The organism is Oceaniradius stylonematis, from assembly GCF_965223445.1.
Taxonomy (GTDB): domain Bacteria; phylum Pseudomonadota; class Alphaproteobacteria; order Rhizobiales; family Rhizobiaceae; genus Roseitalea; species Roseitalea stylonematis.
The window spans coordinates 3,341,182-3,359,452 of sequence record NZ_OZ244994.1; the positions used below are offsets into that span (position 1 = coordinate 3,341,182).

Here is an 18,271-nt window from a genome sequence, read left to right on the forward strand (position 1 = left end):
GGTCCGCGGCGCGTTAACCCTAACAAATGGTTTCATTTGTCTGTCGCGTTGCGCTGATCGATAGTGCCATGGGCACAAGCGACGGGCGGAGAGCGGATGCGCTATGTATTTTGGTTCTGGTTTGTGCCCATGGGTTTCCTGTGGAGCTGGTTTTTCCTGTCGTATCACGACATCAGCTTCGGCCTGCGCTTCTTCTCCCGCCAGACCCATGACCTCGTCTTCCTGATCTATGGCCACGTCCTCGGCGTGGAAAAGGATGTCGTCGTCCAGCTTCTGGTCAAGGCGTGCATCGTCGACACGTTCCTGATCATGGGCATCCTCGCCTTCCGGCGCCGGAAGGCGATCCGCGCATGGTGGCAGGAGCGGCAGGCTGGCGGCCCGGCGCCGACGCCCGTCCAAGCGAAGGCGGCTGATCAGATCGTTGCGCCGGCCGAATAGAGCCTGTCCAGAACACCTTGCAGAATGAAGGCGGCCGCGGCCGAATCGATGCGCTCGCCGCGCTTTTTCCGGCTCATGTCCTGGTCGATGAGTGCGCGCTCGGCGGCGACCGTCGACAGCCGCTCGTCCCAGAACGCATGGGGCAGGGCGATCCGGCTCGCCATGTTGCGGGCGAATGCCCGGGTCGATTGCGCGCGCGGGCCTTCGCTTCCATCCATGTTGACCGGCAGGCCCAATATGATCGCCCCCACATTGTCCTTGTCGAGTTGCGCGGCCAGCGCGGTCACGTCCGCGGTGAACTTCTTGCGGCGGATGACGGGCCGGGGATGGGCGAACGAAAGCCCGGCATCAGACACCGCAATGCCGATGGTCTTCGTACCCAGATCGATCGCGGCCAGCGTCTGGCCCTTTTCGAGGCCTTCGGCGATGGCTTCGATGGCGGTTTCCGGCATTTGCGTTCCCGGCGCGATGGACTGTGTCAGGCGCGCTTTCTAGAATGGGCCGGTCCCAATTGCGAGGAGGCAATGCGATGAAGCTCACTTGGTTCGGCCATTCCGCGTTTCGTATCGATCATGGCGATGCCCACATCCTCATCGACCCGTTCCTGTCGGACAATCCGTCATGGGGTGGCGGCTGGGAGGCGGCTGCCGACGGCGCAACCCACGTGCTTTTGACGCACGGCCACGCCGATCATATCGGCGACAGTGTCGCTATCCTCAACGCGAGCGGCGCGATGCTGGTCGCCAATTTCGAGATCTGCCGGTACCTGGTGGGGCAAGGCGCCGACGAGGCGAGCATCAACCCCGGAAACTTTGGCGGAACGGTGGATTGCGGGCCATTCCGGACGTCGTTCGTCCGTGCCGAACATTCCTCGTCCATGCCGACCGGCGACGGTCAGAACGTCTATCTGGGCAATCCGGGCGGCCTGGTGCTCGCCTTCGACGATGCGCCGAGCGTCTATCACATGGGCGACACGGACATCTTCTCCGACATGGCATTGATCGACGAGTTCCACCGCCCGCAGGTGGGGCTTGTGCCGATCGGCGACCGGTTCACCATGGGCGCCTCGGCCGCCGCGCTCGCCTGCCGGCGCTACTTCAACTTCACGACGGTCATTCCGTGCCATTACGGCACGTTTCCCCTTCTCGACCAGACCGCGGACGCGTTTCTCGAAGCGATGGAGGGCGATGCCGAAACGGTGACCGTGCCGGAAATCGGCAAGCCGATCACGCTCTGACGCCGATCGGATACGGAGGACCTCAGGCCCCCGGCGCCCCGTTGCGCCGCCGACCGCGCGCCGTTATAGCGGGGCCAGCACTTTCGATTTCCCGGAGCCATCGATGTCCGTCGATACCGCCACCGTCAAACGTGTCGCCAAGCTCGCGCGCATCCGCGTCAGCGACGATGAAGCTGCCCATCTGGAAGGCGAGCTGAACGCCATTTTGGGCTTTGTCGAGCAATTGTCCCAGGTCGACATCGAAGGCGTCGAGCCGATGACATCGGTGACCGAAATGGCGATGAAGAAGCGCCAGGACGCCGTCACCGACGGCGGCAAGGCCGCCGACATCACCGCCAACGCGCCCAATTCGGAAGACAATTTCTTCCTCGTGCCCAAAGTCGTCGAATAACAGCCATTAGCGGGTTTCCCCGACACATGACCGACCTGACAAGCCTGACCATTGCCGAGGCGCGCGACCGGCTCGCCGCCAAGGATTTCACCGCCCTCGAACTGACCGACGCCTATCTGGCGGCGATCGACGGCGCCAACGGTGCCCTGAACGCCTATGTGGCGACGACCCCCGACCAGGCCCGCCGGATGGCATCCGCCTCCGACGAACGCCGCGCAAGCGGAACAGTCGGCGCGCTCGAGGGCATCCCGCTCGGCGTCAAGGATCTGTTCGCGACCGATGGCGTCCACACCCAGGCCGGCAGTCACATTCTGGACGGCTTCAAGCCGCGCTACGAATCCACCGTCACGGCCAATCTGTGGGCCGACGGCGCGGTCATGCTCGGCAAGCTGAACATGGACGAGTTCGCGATGGGCTCGTCCAACGAGACGTCGTATTACGGCCCCGTTGTCAATCCGTGGCGCGCCAAGGGCTCGAACGTGGATCTGGTGCCCGGCGGCTCGTCCGGCGGCTCGGCCGCCGCCGTCGCCGCCCATCTTTGCGCCGGCGCCACCGCCACCGATACGGGCGGCTCGATCCGCCAGCCGGCCGCCTTCACCGGCACGGTCGGCATCAAGCCGACCTATGGCCGTTGTTCGCGCTGGGGCATTGCCGCTTTCGCGTCCTCGCTCGACCAGGCGGGCCCGATCGCCCGCGACGTGCGCGATGCGGCGATCCTGCTCAAGTCCATGGCCAGCGTCGACGCAAAGGACACGACCAGCGTCGACCGCCCGGTTCCAGACTACGAGGCGGCGCTTGGCGGTTCGGTGAAAGGCATGACGATCGGGATCCCGGCCGAATACCGGATGGACGGCATGCCGCGCGAGATCGAAACGCTCTGGCAGCAAGGCATTGCGTGGCTCAAGGACGCTGGCGCCGAGATCAAGCCGATCTCGCTGCCGCACACCAAATATGCGCTGCCGGCCTATTACATCGTCGCGCCGGCGGAAGCCTCGTCCAATCTGGCACGCTATGACGGCGTCAAATACGGCCTGCGCGTGCCCGGCAAGGACATCGTCGAGATGTACGAGAACACGCGCGCGGAGGGTTTTGGCGCAGAGGTCAAGCGCCGCGTGATGATCGGCACCTATGTGCTGTCAGCGGGCTATTACGACGCCTATTACCTGCGCGCCCAGAAGGTCCGCACGCTGATCAAGCGCGACTTCGAGACGGTCTTCGGCGACGGTGTCGACGCGATCCTGACGCCGGCGACACCGTCGGCGGCCTTCGGCATTGGCGATCAGGACATGGCCGCCGATCCGGTGAAGATGTATCTCAACGACATTTTCACGGTCACGGTGAACATGGCCGGGCTTCCCGGCATCGCCGTGCCGGCCGGGCTCGACGGGCAGGGGCTTCCACTTGGCCTCCAGCTGATCGGCAAGCCGTTCGACGAGGAAACTCTGTTCCGCACCGCGCATGTGATCGAACAGGCGGCGGGGCGCTTTGAACCGGACAAGTGGTGGGGTTGAACCGTCCAGTTGAACCTGAATATAGTGGTCGCCACGCTTTCAATAAAAGTGCGACGGGGCGATGAACAAACAAGAATTGATCGATCAGGTTGCCGCAAGCACGGGTCTTTCCAAGGCTGAAGCAACGGCCGCCGTCGATGCCGTTTTCGCAACCATCGCGCAGGAGATCGCCAGCGGCGACACCGTGCGGGTTCCCGGTTTCGGCAATTTTGGCGTGGCGGACCGGGCTGCCCGCCAGGGGCGCAATCCCGCGACCGGAGAGCCTTTGGCGATCCCGGCCAGGCGGCTGCCGAAGTTCGGGCCGGCCAGGACGCTCAAGGATGCGGTGAACGACGAAAACACCGGCATCATGTCGGTCGGCAAGGGCACGACACCTCCCTGACATCCGCAAGGGTCCGGACATGGATTTCAGCAAGATCGTTGGCCTGTTCGACCGTGAGTTCTTCGTCGGCTATCTCAATCCCGTTCTGATATTCGGGTTTCAGCTGTTCATCATCGGTCAGGTGTTCCAGACCGACCTTTTGTTCGGTCTGGTCGATGGGCTGGACCAGTTGGTGACGGTTGCCGCGGTCGCGCTGATCGCGGTTTCGCTGTCGGTCACGTTGATGATTGCCGGTCCGCTGTCCCTTCTGTTTGTTCAGGGATATGTTCTGGAAGGCGTGACCGACGGCATGGCGCTCATCGCGCGGCACCGTGACCACTATCGCCTGCGGCTGAAGCCGGCGGTGGAGTTCCAGGAGCGCATCGACAAAGCGCGCGCTACCGGCAAGAAGGAGCCCGCACCGGCCGATCCGGCAGGTCATCAGGCGCGCATGCGCGAGGCTGTGGAGAACTATCCCGACAATCCGGGTAACTTCCTGCCCTTCATGTTGGGCAATGTCCTGCGGGCGGGGGAAGTGCATCCGCGCGTTGTCTACGGGCTCGATGCGGTGGGGTCGTGGGAACGTCTCCAACCGCTGCTGCCAGAGGCGATGAGCGCCATCGTCGCCGGCAGCCGGTCGCAGCTTATGTTCTTCGTCAATCTGTTCCTGCTCAGCCTGGTTTCGTTCGTCGCGCTCGTGTGGCTGTGCTTGCGCGCCGGTGACCTGGAGACCGGTTTCGTCGCGATCGCCCTGGCGCTGTTTGGTCTCTGGGCGATCCTGAGGCTGACCCGCCTTGCCGGACGTTCGCACATGCGGTCCGTGGCGGCATGCTACGATCTCTATCGCTCAAAGCTCGCCGATCAGTTGGGCCTCGCCATGCCGCTGAACGCCAGTGAGGAACGGCAGATGTGGATCGACGTCACACGCGTCTTTCAGTACCGCTCCGCCAAGGCGTGGGAGCGTCTCGATGCTTATCGAAAATCGCCGGAGCCTGACAACCAAGACAAGCCGAAGCCCTAGCCGGCGCTCCGAAAAACAGGAGGCCGAATGCGAAACCGCAATCGGCCCCCGGTATCATCTGTCAGCGATTGTCGAGCTGGCTGCGCACGAGGCCAAGCCCGCGCCGCGTGATGCGGTAGGCGCCGCCGTTGAGCGAGCGGATCGCCTTGCGGCGCTTGAGCTTGCGGAACAGGTCGAGATCGAGCCCGGGATAGCGCCACCCCTCGCGGGTGAAGCAGTCCACATGAACGAAACGCTTGTGAGCCTTGATGGCCTGAATGTGCCCGCCTTGCGCGAGCAGGTGGAGAATGCGCTGTTCGGCGCGTGAAATGTCCATGGTTCTGAGGTCCGGAAATGCGGCCGTCTGGCCGCAGACAAAGGCAAGCCGCCCGGCGGGCGGCCGGTTGCTCTCTTGTCTGGCCCTGATCGTCTTGCGACGGTCAGGGCACTACCGGGTCTCGGTGGAACCGAACATGAAAACTCCTGATGGGCGGGCATATAAGCGCCGGCATCGCGCCTGTAAAGGTGCGAGGTCAACGTCACGCCGCGGCGGTCACCAAGCAAAAAAAGACCGGGCTCATCGAACGATGAAAGCCCGGCCAGTCGGTTGGGAGAGATGAAACTTTCTAGGCGTGTTGAAGCTTCTCGGCTTCGATATCGTGCTTGAGCCGCTCGAACAGGTCGTGGTTGCGGCAATAGCCGGGCGCCTCTTCGGCTCTGTCATGGCCGGCCAGCCACTTCTCGCAGGCATCGGGCTCGGCGCACGTCATGCAGCGGTTGGCGGCGCGGCGCAGCACATTGGCATGATCGGCCCGGCTCTGCAGCGCATCGCGCGCATCGACCGTGTCGATCATCTTTTCCATCAGGTCCGCCTTGCGGATCATGCGCCGGTACATGGCCAGAAGAGACATGGTTGTTACTCCCTTTCGACCAAAAATGAGGCGATTCCGGCGGGCCGGCTTTGACTTCGATCAAGCGTTCTGCGCGTGCGGCCTGTGCCCTTCGGTGCGGTGCCGGCCCTTGCGGGCAGGGCCCGCTTGGACTAACGAGCGGTGTGGATTTCCCTTCCCCGTTTGACCGAGAAACCGACCGACATGACGCTCGTTGACACACGCACGCCCGATCCCAAACGCCTGATCGCCGGCGCCACAGGCGACTGGGAGATCATCATCGGCATGGAGGTGCACGCGCAGGTCACCTCGCAGTCCAAGCTTTTCTCGGGCGCCTCGACCTCGTTCGGTGCCGAGCCCAACGCCAACGTGTCGCTGGTCGACGCGGCGATGCCGGGCATGCTGCCGGTGATCAACCAGGAATGCGTCCGCCAGGCGGTCCGCACCGGTCTCGGCCTGAAGGCCGAGATCAACAAGAAGTCGGTCTTCGACCGCAAGAACTATTTCTACCCGGACCTGCCGCAGGGCTACCAGATTTCCCAGTTCAAGCAGCCCATCGTCGGCGAGGGCACCGTGCAGGTCGCCGTCGGCCCCGACAAGAAGGGCGAGTATGAAGAGGTCGAGGTCGGCATCGAACGGCTGCATCTGGAGCAGGATGCCGGCAAGTCGATGCACGACCAGCATCCGACCATGTCCTATGTCGACCTGAACCGCTCGGGCGTCGCGCTGATGGAGATTGTCTCCAAGCCCGACATGCGCTCGGCGGACGAAGCCAAGGCCTATCTGACCAAGCTGCGCCAGATCCTGCGCTATCTTGGCACCTGCGACGGCAACATGGACGAGGGGTCGATGCGCGCCGACGTCAACGTGTCCGTGCGCCGGCCGGGCGCCGACTTCGGCACGCGATGCGAGATCAAGAACGTCAACTCGATCCGCTTCGTCGGTCAGGCGATCGAGTACGAGGCCCGTCGCCAGATCGCCATCCTCGAGGATGGCGGCTCGATCGATCAGGAAACGCGCCTGTTCGATCCGGGCAAGGGCGAGACGCGGTCGATGCGCTCCAAGGAGGAGGCGCACGATTATCGCTATTTCCCGGACCCCGACCTGTTGCCGCTGGAGTTCGACGACGCCTTCATCGAGGAACTGGCCGCCGGCCTGCCCGAACTGCCCGACGACAAGCGGGCCCGTTTCATGGCCGAGGGCCTGACCGCCTATGACGCCTCGGTGCTGGTCTCCGAAAAGGCCGTTGCCGACTATTTCGAGCAGGTCGTCGAGGGCCGTGATGCCAAGACGGCGGCCAACTGGGTGATCAACGACCTTCTGGGCGCCTTGAACAAGGCCGGTCAAACCATTGACGAGACTCCCGTTTCGCCTGACCAGCTCGGGGCGATCATCGACCTGATCAAGGAAGGCACGATATCGGGCAAGATCGCCAAGGAACTGTTCGAGATCGTCTGGTCGGAGGGTGGCGATCCGGCTCGCGTCGTCGAGGAACGCGGCATGAAGCAGGTCACCGACACCGGCGCCATCGAGGCCGAGGTCGATGCCGTCATCGCTGCCAATCCCGACAAGGTCGAGCAGGCCAGGGAAAAGCCGAACCTTGCGGGCTGGTTCGTCGGCCAGGTGATGAAGGCGACCGGCGGCAAGGCCAACCCGCAGGCCGTTCAGGCGCTTGTGAGGCAGAAGCTCGGGATCGAGGACTGACATCCGGGCGCGACCCGTAACGGGCGCGCCAAACCTCGCCTCTTGTCATTTTGACGCATTGTGGCAAGGATGCGCCCGCAAACCGCCCGAGAGGACGAGACACAAGCGATGTGGATCCGCACCGCGTCCACCGAAGACCTCGAAACGATCTCCGCCATGCTGACCGAGACATGGCATGACACCTACGATCAGATCTATGGCCGCGAAAAAGTGGCCGAACTGACCGGCGCCTGGCATTCGGTGGCGGCCCTCAAGCAACGCATGAACAAGCCCCGTTCGGAGTTCATCGTCTGCGACGATGGCGCCGAGATATCGGGCATGGCCTATGTCACTCAGGTCGACGGCGAGACATCCATGCTGCACCAGCTCTATGTGCGCCCGACCACCCAGGGGCAGGGCATCGGCCAGAAGCTTCTGGTCGAGGTCGAGGCCTGCTTCCCCGATGTCCGCAAGATCCGCCTCGAAGTCGAGGAAGCCAATGAGCGCGCCGTCAAATTCTATGGCGACAACGGGTTCAAGAAGGTCGGCACGACGCCCGATTGCGGCGTCAAGGGCTCCGGCATCCCCGCCGTGATCATGGAAAAGGTGATCTGGTAGCGAGCCGGGCGATTCGCGGTTTTTCTGCGCCAGTAACGATCAGATGTATTGGACGCTGACGCTTTTTCCACAGCGTTGATCGTGCATTTTTCAGAAGATTCAAAGAACTAGAAAAGTGTTGCGAAGATTCCGCGTCAGCCGTTGATCGATATTCGATATGTGCTCAAATCACCAAGTGAGCGGGGCTACATATGATCAACATTGCCAGAATTGTTCCGATTGTCTTTTTTCTAAGCGCGTGCAACGCCAACTTTCAAATCCCGTCAATCCAGTACGCTGACGATGATTACATAATCGGTCGAGCTGGTTGGATTTTTGGGGTCGATTGTCCAGAACAGGAGATGAACGGGGCAGAACGGTGTCCGGAAAGGTATGCACCGAAACCAAGGACGATCGGTGAGATCAAGAGGCACGCCGAGCAGATCAACGGAATGAACGCGATTATACCAGCGGCGAATTCAGCCGAACAACAAGGCAATGGTGTCGGGTCAGTCACCAGTGCCTCAGAAGTGCTGGTTGACAGCACTTTGCGCAATTCGGTTCAAACACTTCTGATGATGCACGCAGATGAAGTCTGCAGCAATTATCAGTACCGATTGCTTGGCACGGTGGTTGGTGCGCGGATCGGCGCAAACGCGTTGGACCAGGCTATCGGGTTGCTGGCAGGCGTTGTCACAGGTTCCCTTGCGAGTGAGTTTCTCGGGCAAGTGCGTGGGGCGTTCAGCTCATCAGCTGGTTTTCTCGATGACGACTTTCTGAAAGCCTCCTTTTTCTTGAGAGAGTTCGAAGGTGTTCAAAAGCGCAAGCGCATCATGAAGAGCATAATATTGGTTGCTCAAAGCTATCCGCTGAAAGCACCGGACCCCGCCGTTGGTAAGGTCAACGAAAGATACTCGATGATGGAAGCGATATCAGACGCGGCAGCATATCACCGGATATGCGACATCGGATATATCTTGGCGGCAGGAAGCGAGCTCGACAATGCACAAAAACACCTGTTTGCTTGGCGCTTCAGCGGTGAATTTAGCCAAATGGCCCGCGCTGGCGATCTTCCGGAGAACTAAAGGTCTGTAGCAAAAAATCCCGCACTCACCACTCCATCAGTGTTCCGCCGTCCGGATCGTAGACCTGCACCACCGCGCATTCGATCAGATAGGGCCGCGCGTCGCGGTCGCACAGCGCTTCGCCCACATTTCGGGCAATCTGTTCGTCCGGCAGACCGCACACCACCTCGTGCCAGTGCGGGCCTTCGGAGTGCTGCAGGAAGACATCGACGCTGAAGCCCGCCGGCTCGCACCAGTTGGTCCTGATGCAGTCTTCCTTGAGCGCGCCCGATTCCATGCATTGCGCCACCGCCTTGCCGAACGCTTCCTCCATCGTCGCGCCAATGGCCACGCCGCTGCCCTGTTCGGGCGCCTGAACGAAGGCGATGCCATCGGCAAGGGCGGGCGTGATGGCCAAAAGGCCGGCGAATGCTGTGCCAACAAGCGTTTTGGTCCGGGCGGTCATGGACGTCTCCTCAATGTGATCGGCGCGCACTGTTCGCGCGCACCATAGCGGCCTAAGGTGACGGCGCGAACTGATCCTTTGAGGAAAACGCCATGCGCCGGTTTCTGGCGATCGCCATCCCCGTCTTCGCGCTGGGCTTTGTGTGCGGCGCGGCGGCCTGGTACCTGTTCTCGCCGCTGATCATCGATGAGGTCGTCTCCGAGGAACTGCCGGCCGGGCTGGTCGTCACGGAGGTCGCCAGCGGCCAGTTCCGGGACGCCGACCGCGCCCATCGCGGCACCGGCAATGCCCAGCTTCTGGAAACGGGGACCGGCGCGCATCTTCTGCGCTTCACAGAATTCGAGGTCACCAATGGTCCCGATCTCGAAGTGTGGCTGGTCGCCGAACCCGATCCGCAAACGTCAGGCGATGTGACCGCCAGCCAGTGGCTGTCGCTGGGCCAGCTCAAGGGCAATGTCGGCGACCAGACCTATGTGATCCCGGAAGGAACCGACATTTCCGCCTATGGCTCGGTCGTCATCTGGTGCGAGCAGTTTTCGGTGCTGTTCTCTCCTGCAACGCTCGAATTTGCGACGGAAGGCTGACAATGTCCGAGACGATCATCCGCAATCCCGGCAATCGCGATCATCTCGCCCGAATCCGGCCGCTCGGCCGGACGGTGACCGTGACGTCCGGTGGAGCGACGCTAGCCCGGTCGGACGCCGCGTTCGTCCTCGCCGAGGAAGCACCCCGGTACGGCAAGCTGCCCGAGGTCATCTACATTCCGTCCGCCGATGTCAGCGGGCTGACGCCCGTCGAAGGCAAGTCGACCCATTGTCCGCTGAAGGGCGACGCGTCCTATCTCGCCCTTGATGGCAGGCAGGTGGCATGGACCTATGATCGCTGCATCGACGGAGCGGACGTGCTGTCGGGCTACATTGCCTTCTATGCCGACCGGGTGGCGATCGAGACGCAAAGCGCGGCCTGACGCCGGATGCCTCCCTTCGTCCCTCTTGCAATGCGTTTTGTGCGGCGCCATAACCGCGCCAGACGGACAAGGCGAACCCGATGAAAACCTTCCTGACGCAATTCTTCACATGGTGGAACGGCCAGACGCTGGGCACGCGTTTTTTCACCTGGCGCCATGGCACGCGGGTCGGTGAGGACGAGTTCGGCAACGTCTACTACACGGGTGGCACCGATGCCGATGGCGCCACGCGGCGCTGGGTGATCTATAACGGCTACGCCGAAGCGTCGAGCGTTCCGCCCGGATGGAGCGGCTGGCTCCATCACCGGGTCGACACGCCGCCCAGCGAGGAAGACTATACGCCGCGCGAGTGGCAAAAGCCGCATCTGCCCAACCTGACCGGCTCGTCGGCCGCCTACCGGCCCAAGGGCTCGATGCTCAATCCCGAGACACGGCCCGTCACCGACGGCGATTACGACGCCTGGACCCCGGGCAGCTGACCCGACCGCTCCACTGGTTAATCAATTATTGACCCTGTTTTGGCCATAAGCGGCGGTTAGCCCGCGTGCCATGAAGAGAAGCGCATCGATGAATCGCCGGGGACCGGTCCGATCGGGATTGAAGCGGCTTGTGCCGGCACTGATGCTGGGCATGCTCGCCACGTCTGCCGCTGCCCAGCAGGCCGGTGAACCGGCGGCCAAGACGGCCAATCCGGTCGCCGAGTTTTCCGGCATCGACAAGATCACCGGTCGCATCATCACGTTCGACGTCTACATCGACGAGACGGTGCAGTTCGGCGCGCTGCAGATCACGCCGCGCGTGTGCTATTCGCGCGCCCAGAATGCGCCGCCCGGTTCGTCCACATTTGTCGAGGTCGATGAGATCACGCTCGACCGGAAGATCCGCCGCATCTTCTCGGGCTGGATGTTCGCCGACAGCCCCGGCCTGAACGCCATAGAACACGCGGTCTATGATGTGTGGCTGAAGAGTTGCAAGGCCGAATCGGACGTTCCGCCGCCGCAATCGTGAGCCGATGCGGCTGGCCGCGCGTCAATCGAACCTGGCGGTGCCGACGAGCGCCTCCGCAAGCATATGCTCATATTCGGCGCGCGGCACATCCACCGCTCCGAAACGCCTGAGATGATCGGTGGTGAACTGCGTGTCCAGCAGCGCAAAGCCGCGCTCCTTCAGGCGTTCGACCAGATGCACGAGGCAGATCTTCGAGGCATCCGGGCGGCGCGAGAACATGCTCTCGCCGAAAAAGGCCCGGCCGAGCGACACGCCGTAGAGACCGCCGACGAGCTGGTCGTCGTCCCACGCTTCCACCGAATGGGCGTGGCCGAGCCGGTGCAGGTCCGTATAGAGCGAAAGGATGGTCTTGTTGATCCATGTCTTGCGCCGGCCCGGCGCCGGCTCCGCACAGGCGCGGATCACCGGACCGAAGGCGGCGTTGAAGGTGACATGATAGCGCGCCTGCCGGACGGTCTTGGCAAGGCTCCTCGGCACATGAAACCGGTCGAGCGGAATGATGCCGCGCATCTCCGGCTCGACCCAGTAGAGCGTCGGGTCGCCGGCGTCCTCGGCCATCGGAAACAGCCCGACCGAATAGGCTTTCAGCAGCACCTGCGGCGTGATACGGCCCTCGCCATTGCCGTCACGCCCGATCATCGGATCCGCCGTCGGCCGATTGGAGGCGGGGCAGCGCGCACGCGTCAGGTGTCTTCCGCCTGCCGGGCGAGATATTTTTCCAGCCAGTGGATGTCATAGTCGCCATTGGCGATGTCCGGGTTTTCCACCAGGTCCTGAAACAGCGGCAGCGTCGACGAAATCCCGTCGATGACGAACTCGCCCAGCGCGCGCCGCAGCCGCATCATGCATTCGACGCGGTTGCGCCCATGCACGATCAGCTTGCCGATCAGACTGTCATAATAGGGAGGGATCGCATAGCCGGCATAAACGCCCGAATCGACGCGCACGCCCAGGCCGCCCGGCGTATGGTAATGGCTGATCGTGCCCGGCGAGGGCATGAAGGTCCGCGGATCTTCGGCGTTGATGCGGCACTCGATGGCATGGCCGTTGAAGCTGATCTGCTCCTGTGTCGCCGAAAGGCCTGCGCCGGAGGCGACGCGCATCTGTTCGTGGACCAGATCGATGCCCGTGATCGCCTCGGTCACCGGGTGCTCGACCTGCAGCCGCGTGTTCATTTCGATGAAGTAGAATTCGCCGTTCTCGTAGAGGAACTCGACTGTGCCCGCGCCGCGGTAGCCCATCTCCGCCACCGCATTGGCGCAGATCATGCCGATCCGGTCGCGCGCCTCGGCGTTCAGCGCCGGCGAGGTCGCTTCCTCCCACACCTTCTGGTGGCGGCGCTGCAGCGAACAGTCCCGCTCGCCCAGATGGATGGCCTTGCCGTCTCCGTCGCCGACGATCTGCACCTCGATATGGCGCGGCTTGTCGAGATATTTCTCGATATAGACCGCATCGCTGCCGAAGGCGGCTCCCGCCTCGGTCCGCGCCGTGTCCAGAGCCACCGAAAGTTCGGCCTCCGACCAGGCGACCTTCATGCCGCGCCCGCCGCCGCCGGCCGCCGCCTTGATGATCACCGGATACCCGATCTCGGCCGCAATGCGCTTGGCCTCGGCAATTTCCGTCACGCCGCCGTCCGAGCCCGGCACCACGGGAATGCCGAACTTGGCTGCCGTGCGCTTGGCCTCGATCTTGTCGCCCATGATCGAGATGTGGTGTGCGGTCGGGCCGATGAAGGTAATGTTGTGCGCTTCGAGGATTTCGGCGAACTTAGCGTTTTCCGACAGGAACCCGTAACCCGGATGCACGGCGTCCGCGCCCGTGATCTCGCAGGCGGCGACGATCTGGTGGATGTTGAGATAGCTGTCGCGCGACGGGGGCGGTCCGATGCACACGCTTTCGTCGGCGAGCCGCACATGCATGGCGGTTTCGTCGGCGGTCGAGTGGACAGCGACGGTCGGGATGCCCAGCTCCTTGCAGGCGCGCAGGATGCGCAGCGCGATCTCTCCGCGGTTGGCGATCAGGACCTTGTTGAACATGGGTTTCGCCCGCGCTTACTGGATGACCAGAAGCGGCTGGCCGAATTCGACCGGTTCGCCATCTTCGATCAGAATGTCCGTCACCGTGCCGGTGCGCGGCGCGGCGATCTGGTTCATCACCTTCATCGCCTCGATGATCAGCAGCGTTTCGCCCTCGGTGACATTGGCGCCCACCTTGACGAACGGATCGGATTCGGGCGCGGGCGCCAGATAGGCCGTTCCGACCATCGGCGCGGGCACCGCGTTTTCATGGCTGGCCGCCGGCGCCGCCGCGGGTTCCGGCGTGACCGAAGGCGTTGCGGCGGGGTGGGCAGGCGCTGCGGCCGCCGGAGCCGGCATCGCAGCATGGGCGAACGCCTGCGGCGCCGGTTCGCGGCTGACGCGGATGCGCATGTCGCCCTGTTCGACCTCGATTTCGGTCAGGTCGGTCTCGTTCAGGATTTGCGCCAGATCGCTGACCAACTGCTTGTCAAAGGCTGTTTTCTTGTCAGACATGTTGTCCTCTTGTGCCCCGTGCGCGTGTGCCCGCGCGTGTCGAAAGTACCGCTTAAGCGCCGTCCGGCGTCTCCGCAAGGGCGCGGATCGCCAGCAGATAGCCATCGGTCCCGAGCCCGACGATCGTGCCCCTGCAGACCGCCGACAGCATGGACCGGTGCCGGAAACGCTCGCGCGCATGAATGTTGGAAATGTGCACCTCGATCACCTCGGCGTTCGATCCGGCGATCGCATCGCGCAGGGCGATCGAAGAGTGCGTGTATGCGCCGGGGTTGAAGACGATCGAGATGCCGGCCAGCCCCGCCTCCTGCACCTTGTCGACAAGCGCGCCCTCGTGATTGGACTGAAAGTGCGAGATTTCCAGCCCAAGTTCCGCGCCGAGGCGCTCGCACTGCGCGTTCAGATCGTCGAGCGTCTGGTCGCCATAGACCTCCGGTTCCCGCTTGCCGAGCAGGTTCAGATTGGGTCCGTGAAGGATCAGAACATGTTTGCCCATGGCGCCGTCAGCCCCGATTGCCGTCAGGACTGACTAGTCGCGGGCGCAACCCACGGCAAGCCCCGGGCCGGCGGCGAAAGGTCGGAGACGCCGAAAACCACACGTTTCTCGCGCGATCGGCGGCCTGGCGGGTCAGTTCGTTGCATCGCGGACACTGGCGATCGTGTCGCGCAGCGTCCGTTCGCCGAGCGCGCCGGGAACCATCTGGTCGCCGATGACATAAGACGGTGTTCCGGTGATGCCCAGCGCCTCGGCCAGAAGATAGGTGGTCTCCACCGAGCGCGCGTTTTGCGGGTTGGCCATTTCCCGGCGCAGCGCCGCCTCGTCGGCGCCGAGCGCGACGGCGATCCGCACCGCCGCCTCTTCGTTGGCGCGGCCGTCGACATTCATGAGCTGCTCGTGGAACGCGGCATAGCTTTGCGGCATCAGCCGGTTGAAGGCCAGCGCGACCATGTGGGCGGCCTGCGAATCCTCGCCCAGGATCGGGAATTCCTTCAGCACGAAACGCAGGTTCGGATCGGTTTCGATCAGCGCGTTCATGTCTTCCATCGCACGCCGGCAGAAGCCGCAATTATAGTCGAAGAACTCGACGATTGTGACATCGCCATCGGGGTTGCCGAGCACCGGGTCCGCGGGATGGCGAAACAGATCGTCGGCCGCCGACGCGATCACATCCTTGCGCCGCTGGTCCTCCTCGGCGGTTCGCTGCGCTTCCAGCGCTTCCTGAACCTCGATCATCACCTCGGGATTGGCGAGCAGATAATCGCGCACGATTTCGCCGATCTCGGTGCGCTGTGCCTCATCGAAGCTTTGCGCCCACGCCGGTGTGAGGGGCAGGGCCACGCACAGGGCAAGAGCGGCGATGGCTTGAACGGCAAATCGGGGCATTGGAAAACCTTGGGTTGGCGTGCCGCGCCGGGGTTCAGCGCGGCAGGCGGAAACGGTGAATGTCATCGGCACGCAGCCATTGCGGTGCGCCTTCGTTAAAGCGTCTTTTGGCGCGCGCGGCAAACCGGCGCGCCTCCTCATAGCGTCCGGCGTGGAAGTTGGCTTCCGCAGTGGCCAGTTCCGCCTCGCCGGTCGCGCCGAGCCGGCCATAGGCCATCGCCAGGTGCTGGTAGGCGCGCGGATTGGCCGGATCGAGCGTGATCGCCACTTCCAGTTCGCCGATGGCGCGCCGCAGATTGGCCTCGCCGCCGGCCAGCACCAGCGCATGGCCGAGCGCCACCTGCATGGTCGGCGCGTTGCCGCCGGCGAGCCGCACCGCGCGGCCGAACGAATCGACCGCGCCCTGCGCATCCTGGGCGCGCAGCAGGATTTCGCCTCTGGCCTCATGGAAGTAGGGATCGTTCGGGCTTTCGGCGATCAGCCGGTCGATGATCGGGACGGCGGCACGCGGCGATCCGTTCAGGAAGGTCGACAGCGCCTTGCCGTATCGCGCCGCCTGCGATCCCGGATTGTCGCGGAAACGGCTTTCCACCGCCCCGGGCCCGTAGCTGTAGGCGAGGATTTTGGCGCGTGCCCGGTCGTGACGGCGCTGCAGGGCGGCGCTGTCGGTCTTGTTGAAATGCGGGCTCTCCTTGGCGATCGTTTCCAGAGCCACGCGGCGCTCGCGGGGCAGGGGATGGCTGATCCGGTAGGGGTTGATCTGCCGGCCGGCAAGGCTCAGTTCGCGCTCGAAGCGGTCGAACGTGGTCAGGAGCCCCTTCGACGACTGCCCGGTCCTGTTCAGATAGTTGACCGCTGCCCGGTCGGCGGCCAGTTCCTCGGTGCGCCGGTACGACAGGAGGCCGCGCTGCGCCGCCTCCGCGCCGCCCATCGCGATGCCGCCGCCGGCGCCCACCGCATCGCGATTGCCCGACAGGCCGCCGGCGATTGCCGCGCCGACGCCGAGCACGGCGGTGACGGCGGCAATGGTCTGCGCCCGGTCGATCTGCTGACGCAGGCGGTCCTGATGGCCGCCGGCCAGGTGTCCGACCTCATGGGCGATGACGCCGATGATCTCGTTGGGTGTCTCGGCCTGCACGATGGCGCCGATATTGATGAAGATCTTGCGGCCGGAAACGAACGCGTTGAACGAGCGCTGGTTGACCAGAACGATGTCGGTGCGGCTGCGCTTGACGCCGGCAACCCGAAGGATCGGTTCGGCATAATCGGCGAGCAGCGCTTCGATCTCGGCATCGCGCACGATCGGCACGCTTCCCGATTGCGCATGCGCCGGCAAAACGCCCGCCAAAGCGAAGCACAAGGCGATCAGCGCTGTGGCAAGACGACCGGCCAAGGTGTCCCACTTTCCGTTTTCGATTGCGCGGAGCGGACAAATGCCCTACCGGCGGTACCGCCGTTTGCGCATCAATAACAGCGAAAACATGGCGGTTCACGTGAATTTCAATAGCCCGCATCAAGGTTCGGTCCACCCATGATCCGGATATCGCAGCGCGGCACGGTCGCCCCCTTTTACGCCATGGACGTGCTGGCCGAAGCCAACCGTCTGGCGGCCGAAGGCAAGCCGGTCCTGTCTCTGGCGGTGGGCCAGCCGGGCGCGCAGGCGCCCGAAGCGGTGCGCAGGGCCGCCGCGAACGCGGCCATGACGGCGCGTTTGGGCTACACGGACGCGCTGGGCCGGCTCGAAACCCGTCAGGCCATTTCGGACCATTATCGCGACCAGTACGGCATCGCCGTCCCGGCAAGCCGGATCGCCGTCACCACCGGCTCTTCGGCGGGCTTCTCGCTGGCCTTTCTCGCGCTGTCGGAGCCGGGCGGCCGTGTCGCCATAGCCTCGCCCGGCTATCCCGCCTATCGCAACATCATCAAGGCGCTGTCGCTCGAAGCGGTCGAACTGCCGATGAAGGATGGCGATTTCGATCTCGATGCGCTGCTTGCCGCCCATGCGGAAAAACCGATCGACGTGCTGCTGCTGGCCAGTCCTGCCAACCCCACCGGCGCGGTGATCCAACGCGATGCGCTGGGCGGGATCGTCGAAGCGTGCCGCGATGCCGGCATCGCCTTCATCTCCGACGAGATCTATCACCGGCTTCGCTACACCGGCGACGATGTCACCGCGCTCGCCTTCGGCGACGATGCGGTCGTCATCAACTCGTTCTCCAAATATTACTGCATGACGGGCTGGCGCATCGGCTGGATGGTGCTGCCCGAAGCGCTTGTGCGCCCGGTCGAGCGGCTGGCCCAGAGCCTTTACATCTGCGCGCCTGACCTGTCGCAGATCGCCGCGGCACGGGCCTTTGCGTGCACTGACGATTACGAAGTGATCAAGCAGGGCTATGAGGCCAACCGCAAGCTGTTGCTGGAGCGATTGCCGAAGATGGGCATCGGCTTTGCCGCGCAGCCGGACGGGGCGTTCTATGCCTGGTGCGACGTCTCGCGGCACACCAACGATTCAATGGATTTCGCGCGCCGCATGCTTGCTGAAATCCACGTGGCGGCGACACCTGGCGCCGACTTCGACCTGTTCGAGGGCGAGCGGCACATGCGGTTTTCCTACGCCGGCCCGACCGAAGCGATTGCCGAGGCGCTGGACCGGATCGAGGCCTGGCTCTAGATCACCGATAGGGCCGTCCAGGAAGGAAAAACCGCGCTCAACCAGTGGGTTGGCGCGGTTTTCGGAATCGGA

Annotated in this window: 24 protein-coding genes; 14 read left to right on the forward strand and 10 right to left on the reverse strand. The window is 63.7% G+C overall.

Translation table 11 applies throughout. The features are described 5' to 3' along the window. The first annotated feature begins 96 nt into the window (after nucleotides 1-96). A complete protein-coding gene (locus ACOQOU_RS16470; protein ID WP_306024735.1) occupies nucleotides 97-438 on the forward strand; it encodes a DUF6105 family protein in 342 nt (113 codons plus the stop codon). Here ACOQOU_RS16470 and ruvX read toward each other — a convergent pair. Further along, entirely contained in the window at nucleotides 414-890 is a 477-nt protein-coding gene (gene ruvX / locus ACOQOU_RS16475; protein WP_306024736.1) for a Holliday junction resolvase RuvX, read from the reverse strand. The two genes, ACOQOU_RS16470 and ruvX, sit on opposite strands and share 25 nt — an antisense overlap. A 77-nt stretch (nucleotides 891-967) precedes the next feature. Between ruvX and ACOQOU_RS16480 the strand changes: the two genes are divergently transcribed. The 5 genes from ACOQOU_RS16480 (at nucleotide 968) to ACOQOU_RS16500 (ending at nucleotide 4,959) form a co-directional block, all read left to right on the forward strand. After that, nucleotides 968-1,675 carry a metal-dependent hydrolase gene (locus ACOQOU_RS16480; RefSeq protein ID WP_109766009.1) on the forward strand — a complete coding sequence of 236 codons (708 nt, stop codon included), beginning with the start codon at nucleotides 968-970 and terminating at the stop codon, nucleotides 1,673-1,675. Between the two features lie 103 nt (nucleotides 1,676-1,778). Continuing rightward, nucleotides 1,779-2,066 carry an Asp-tRNA(Asn)/Glu-tRNA(Gln) amidotransferase subunit GatC gene (gene gatC, locus ACOQOU_RS16485; RefSeq protein ID WP_109766010.1) on the forward strand — a complete coding sequence of 96 codons (288 nt, stop codon included), beginning with the start codon at nucleotides 1,779-1,781 and terminating at the stop codon, nucleotides 2,064-2,066. Nucleotides 2,067-2,092: 26 nt separating this feature from the next. Then, the gene (gene gatA, locus ACOQOU_RS16490; protein WP_306024737.1) at nucleotides 2,093-3,577 is read left to right on the forward strand and encodes an Asp-tRNA(Asn)/Glu-tRNA(Gln) amidotransferase subunit GatA; all 1,485 of its coding nucleotides are present in this window, start codon (nucleotides 2,093-2,095) and stop codon (nucleotides 3,575-3,577) included. Nucleotides 3,578-3,638: 61 nt separating this feature from the next. Then, nucleotides 3,639-3,959: an HU family DNA-binding protein gene (locus ACOQOU_RS16495; protein WP_109766012.1), complete on the forward strand. Its 321-nt coding sequence runs from the start codon at nucleotides 3,639-3,641 to the stop codon at nucleotides 3,957-3,959. Between the two features lie 19 nt (nucleotides 3,960-3,978). Next, nucleotides 3,979-4,959, forward strand: a complete 981-nt coding sequence (locus ACOQOU_RS16500; protein WP_306024738.1) for a hypothetical protein — start codon at nucleotides 3,979-3,981, stop codon at nucleotides 4,957-4,959. 61 nt (nucleotides 4,960-5,020) lie between these two features. Here ACOQOU_RS16500 and ACOQOU_RS16505 read toward each other — a convergent pair whose 3' ends face one another. Continuing rightward, entirely contained in the window at nucleotides 5,021-5,275 is a 255-nt protein-coding gene (locus tag ACOQOU_RS16505) for a YjhX family toxin (protein ID WP_109766014.1), read from the reverse strand. Between the two features lie 289 nt (nucleotides 5,276-5,564). Then, entirely contained in the window at nucleotides 5,565-5,849 is a 285-nt protein-coding gene (locus tag ACOQOU_RS16510; RefSeq protein WP_109766015.1) for a DUF6455 family protein, read from the reverse strand. A gap of 183 nt (nucleotides 5,850-6,032) precedes the next feature. Here ACOQOU_RS16510 and gatB point away from each other — a divergent pair, with 183 nt between their 5' ends. The 3 genes from gatB to ACOQOU_RS16525 all read left to right on the forward strand — a co-directional run bounded on the left by gatB (nucleotide 6,033) and on the right by ACOQOU_RS16525 (nucleotide 9,193). Beyond that, nucleotides 6,033-7,532, forward strand: a complete 1,500-nt coding sequence (gene gatB, locus ACOQOU_RS16515; protein ID WP_306024739.1) for an Asp-tRNA(Asn)/Glu-tRNA(Gln) amidotransferase subunit GatB — start codon at nucleotides 6,033-6,035, stop codon at nucleotides 7,530-7,532. A 108-nt stretch (nucleotides 7,533-7,640) separates the two neighbouring features. Beyond that, entirely contained in the window at nucleotides 7,641-8,129 is a 489-nt protein-coding gene (locus ACOQOU_RS16520) for a GNAT family N-acetyltransferase (protein ID WP_109766181.1), read from the forward strand. A 191-nt stretch (nucleotides 8,130-8,320) separates the two neighbouring features. Continuing rightward, nucleotides 8,321-9,193, forward strand: coding sequence for a hypothetical protein (locus ACOQOU_RS16525; protein ID WP_109766016.1), 873 nt, complete (start codon nucleotides 8,321-8,323; stop codon nucleotides 9,191-9,193). A gap of 25 nt (nucleotides 9,194-9,218) precedes the next feature. Here ACOQOU_RS16525 and ACOQOU_RS16530 read toward each other — a convergent pair whose 3' ends face one another. After that, nucleotides 9,219-9,638: a hypothetical protein gene (locus tag ACOQOU_RS16530; RefSeq protein WP_196780366.1), complete on the reverse strand. Its 420-nt coding sequence runs from the start codon at nucleotides 9,636-9,638 to the stop codon at nucleotides 9,219-9,221. Between the two features lie 92 nt (nucleotides 9,639-9,730). Between ACOQOU_RS16530 and ACOQOU_RS16535 the strand changes: the two genes are divergently transcribed. From ACOQOU_RS16535 to ACOQOU_RS16550, 4 genes are all read left to right on the forward strand, one after another. Further along, nucleotides 9,731-10,222, forward strand: a complete 492-nt coding sequence (locus tag ACOQOU_RS16535; protein ID WP_306024740.1) for a DM13 domain-containing protein — start codon at nucleotides 9,731-9,733, stop codon at nucleotides 10,220-10,222. Nucleotides 10,223-10,224: 2 nt separating this feature from the next. Continuing rightward, entirely contained in the window at nucleotides 10,225-10,605 is a 381-nt protein-coding gene (locus ACOQOU_RS16540; RefSeq protein ID WP_306024741.1) for a DUF427 domain-containing protein, read from the forward strand. Between the two features lie 80 nt (nucleotides 10,606-10,685). Next, nucleotides 10,686-11,084, forward strand: coding sequence for an NADH:ubiquinone oxidoreductase subunit NDUFA12 (locus tag ACOQOU_RS16545; protein WP_306024742.1), 399 nt, complete (start codon nucleotides 10,686-10,688; stop codon nucleotides 11,082-11,084). A gap of 151 nt (nucleotides 11,085-11,235) precedes the next feature. Beyond that, nucleotides 11,236-11,613: a DUF2155 domain-containing protein gene (locus ACOQOU_RS16550; RefSeq protein WP_245412906.1), complete on the forward strand. Its 378-nt coding sequence runs from the start codon at nucleotides 11,236-11,238 to the stop codon at nucleotides 11,611-11,613. A gap of 21 nt (nucleotides 11,614-11,634) precedes the next feature. Here ACOQOU_RS16550 and aat read toward each other — a convergent pair whose 3' ends face one another. The 6 genes from aat to ACOQOU_RS16580 all read right to left on the reverse strand — a co-directional run bounded on the left by aat (nucleotide 11,635) and on the right by ACOQOU_RS16580 (nucleotide 16,921). Next, on the reverse strand, nucleotides 11,635-12,252 hold the full coding sequence (gene aat, locus ACOQOU_RS16555; protein WP_306024743.1) for a leucyl/phenylalanyl-tRNA--protein transferase: 618 nt from the start codon (nucleotides 12,250-12,252) through the stop codon (nucleotides 11,635-11,637). A 44-nt stretch (nucleotides 12,253-12,296) separates the two neighbouring features. After that, nucleotides 12,297-13,649 carry an acetyl-CoA carboxylase biotin carboxylase subunit gene (accC, locus tag ACOQOU_RS16560; RefSeq protein ID WP_306024744.1) on the reverse strand — a complete coding sequence of 451 codons (1,353 nt, stop codon included), beginning with the start codon at nucleotides 13,647-13,649 and terminating at the stop codon, nucleotides 12,297-12,299. Between the two features lie 15 nt (nucleotides 13,650-13,664). Next, entirely contained in the window at nucleotides 13,665-14,144 is a 480-nt protein-coding gene (gene accB / locus ACOQOU_RS16565) for an acetyl-CoA carboxylase biotin carboxyl carrier protein (protein WP_306024745.1), read from the reverse strand. Between the two features lie 52 nt (nucleotides 14,145-14,196). Further along, on the reverse strand, nucleotides 14,197-14,640 hold the full coding sequence (aroQ, locus tag ACOQOU_RS16570; RefSeq protein ID WP_109766024.1) for a type II 3-dehydroquinate dehydratase: 444 nt from the start codon (nucleotides 14,638-14,640) through the stop codon (nucleotides 14,197-14,199). Nucleotides 14,641-14,772: 132 nt separating this feature from the next. Then, a complete protein-coding gene (locus ACOQOU_RS16575; protein ID WP_109766025.1) occupies nucleotides 14,773-15,528 on the reverse strand; it encodes a DsbA family protein in 756 nt (251 codons plus the stop codon). A gap of 34 nt (nucleotides 15,529-15,562) precedes the next feature. Next, on the reverse strand, nucleotides 15,563-16,921 hold the full coding sequence (locus ACOQOU_RS16580; protein WP_306024746.1) for a M48 family metalloprotease: 1,359 nt from the start codon (nucleotides 16,919-16,921) through the stop codon (nucleotides 15,563-15,565). A 138-nt stretch (nucleotides 16,922-17,059) separates the two neighbouring features. On the opposite strand from ACOQOU_RS16580, the gene ACOQOU_RS16585 reads away from it, so the two are divergent. Continuing rightward, nucleotides 17,060-18,199: a pyridoxal phosphate-dependent aminotransferase gene (locus tag ACOQOU_RS16585; protein ID WP_306024747.1), complete on the forward strand. Its 1,140-nt coding sequence runs from the start codon at nucleotides 17,060-17,062 to the stop codon at nucleotides 18,197-18,199. Nucleotides 18,200-18,271: the final 72 nt, after the last annotated feature.

What these genes read in the sequence shown, in the direction of transcription:
- ACOQOU_RS16495 (WP_109766012.1), top strand. Translation starts at nt 3,639, where the DNA reads ATGAACAAACAAGAATTGATCGATCAGGTTGCCGCAAGCACGGGTCTT.
- ACOQOU_RS16480 (WP_109766009.1), top strand. Translation starts at nt 968, where the DNA reads ATGAAGCTCACTTGGTTCGGCCATTCCGCGTTTCGTATCGATCATGGC.
- gatA (WP_306024737.1), top strand. Translation starts at nt 2,093, where the DNA reads ATGACCGACCTGACAAGCCTGACCATTGCCGAGGCGCGCGACCGGCTC.
- ACOQOU_RS16585 (WP_306024747.1), top strand. Translation starts at nt 17,060, where the DNA reads ATGATCCGGATATCGCAGCGCGGCACGGTCGCCCCCTTTTACGCCATG.
- ACOQOU_RS16505 (WP_109766014.1), bottom strand. Translation starts at nt 5,275, where the DNA reads ATGGACATTTCACGCGCCGAACAGCGCATTCTCCACCTGCTCGCGCAA.
- accC (WP_306024744.1), bottom strand. Translation starts at nt 13,649, where the DNA reads ATGTTCAACAAGGTCCTGATCGCCAACCGCGGAGAGATCGCGCTGCGC.
- ACOQOU_RS16510 (WP_109766015.1), bottom strand. Translation starts at nt 5,849, where the DNA reads ATGTCTCTTCTGGCCATGTACCGGCGCATGATCCGCAAGGCGGACCTG.
- ACOQOU_RS16535 (WP_306024740.1), top strand. Translation starts at nt 9,731, where the DNA reads ATGCGCCGGTTTCTGGCGATCGCCATCCCCGTCTTCGCGCTGGGCTTT.
- gatC (WP_109766010.1), top strand. Translation starts at nt 1,779, where the DNA reads ATGTCCGTCGATACCGCCACCGTCAAACGTGTCGCCAAGCTCGCGCGC.
- ACOQOU_RS16575 (WP_109766025.1), bottom strand. Translation starts at nt 15,528, where the DNA reads ATGCCCCGATTTGCCGTTCAAGCCATCGCCGCTCTTGCCCTGTGCGTG.
- aroQ (WP_109766024.1), bottom strand. Translation starts at nt 14,640, where the DNA reads ATGGGCAAACATGTTCTGATCCTTCACGGACCCAATCTGAACCTGCTC.
- ACOQOU_RS16545 (WP_306024742.1), top strand. Translation starts at nt 10,686, where the DNA reads ATGAAAACCTTCCTGACGCAATTCTTCACATGGTGGAACGGCCAGACG.
- ACOQOU_RS16470 (WP_306024735.1), top strand. Translation starts at nt 97, where the DNA reads ATGCGCTATGTATTTTGGTTCTGGTTTGTGCCCATGGGTTTCCTGTGG.
- ruvX (WP_306024736.1), bottom strand. Translation starts at nt 890, where the DNA reads ATGCCGGAAACCGCCATCGAAGCCATCGCCGAAGGCCTCGAAAAGGGC.
- aat (WP_306024743.1), bottom strand. Translation starts at nt 12,252, where the DNA reads ATGATCGGGCGTGACGGCAATGGCGAGGGCCGTATCACGCCGCAGGTG.
- gatB (WP_306024739.1), top strand. Translation starts at nt 6,033, where the DNA reads ATGACGCTCGTTGACACACGCACGCCCGATCCCAAACGCCTGATCGCC.
- ACOQOU_RS16550 (WP_245412906.1), top strand. Translation starts at nt 11,236, where the DNA reads ATGCTCGCCACGTCTGCCGCTGCCCAGCAGGCCGGTGAACCGGCGGCC.
- ACOQOU_RS16525 (WP_109766016.1), top strand. Translation starts at nt 8,321, where the DNA reads ATGATCAACATTGCCAGAATTGTTCCGATTGTCTTTTTTCTAAGCGCG.
- ACOQOU_RS16540 (WP_306024741.1), top strand. Translation starts at nt 10,225, where the DNA reads ATGTCCGAGACGATCATCCGCAATCCCGGCAATCGCGATCATCTCGCC.
- ACOQOU_RS16500 (WP_306024738.1), top strand. Translation starts at nt 3,979, where the DNA reads ATGGATTTCAGCAAGATCGTTGGCCTGTTCGACCGTGAGTTCTTCGTC.
- accB (WP_306024745.1), bottom strand. Translation starts at nt 14,144, where the DNA reads ATGTCTGACAAGAAAACAGCCTTTGACAAGCAGTTGGTCAGCGATCTG.
- ACOQOU_RS16520 (WP_109766181.1), top strand. Translation starts at nt 7,641, where the DNA reads ATGTGGATCCGCACCGCGTCCACCGAAGACCTCGAAACGATCTCCGCC.
- ACOQOU_RS16530 (WP_196780366.1), bottom strand. Translation starts at nt 9,638, where the DNA reads ATGACCGCCCGGACCAAAACGCTTGTTGGCACAGCATTCGCCGGCCTT.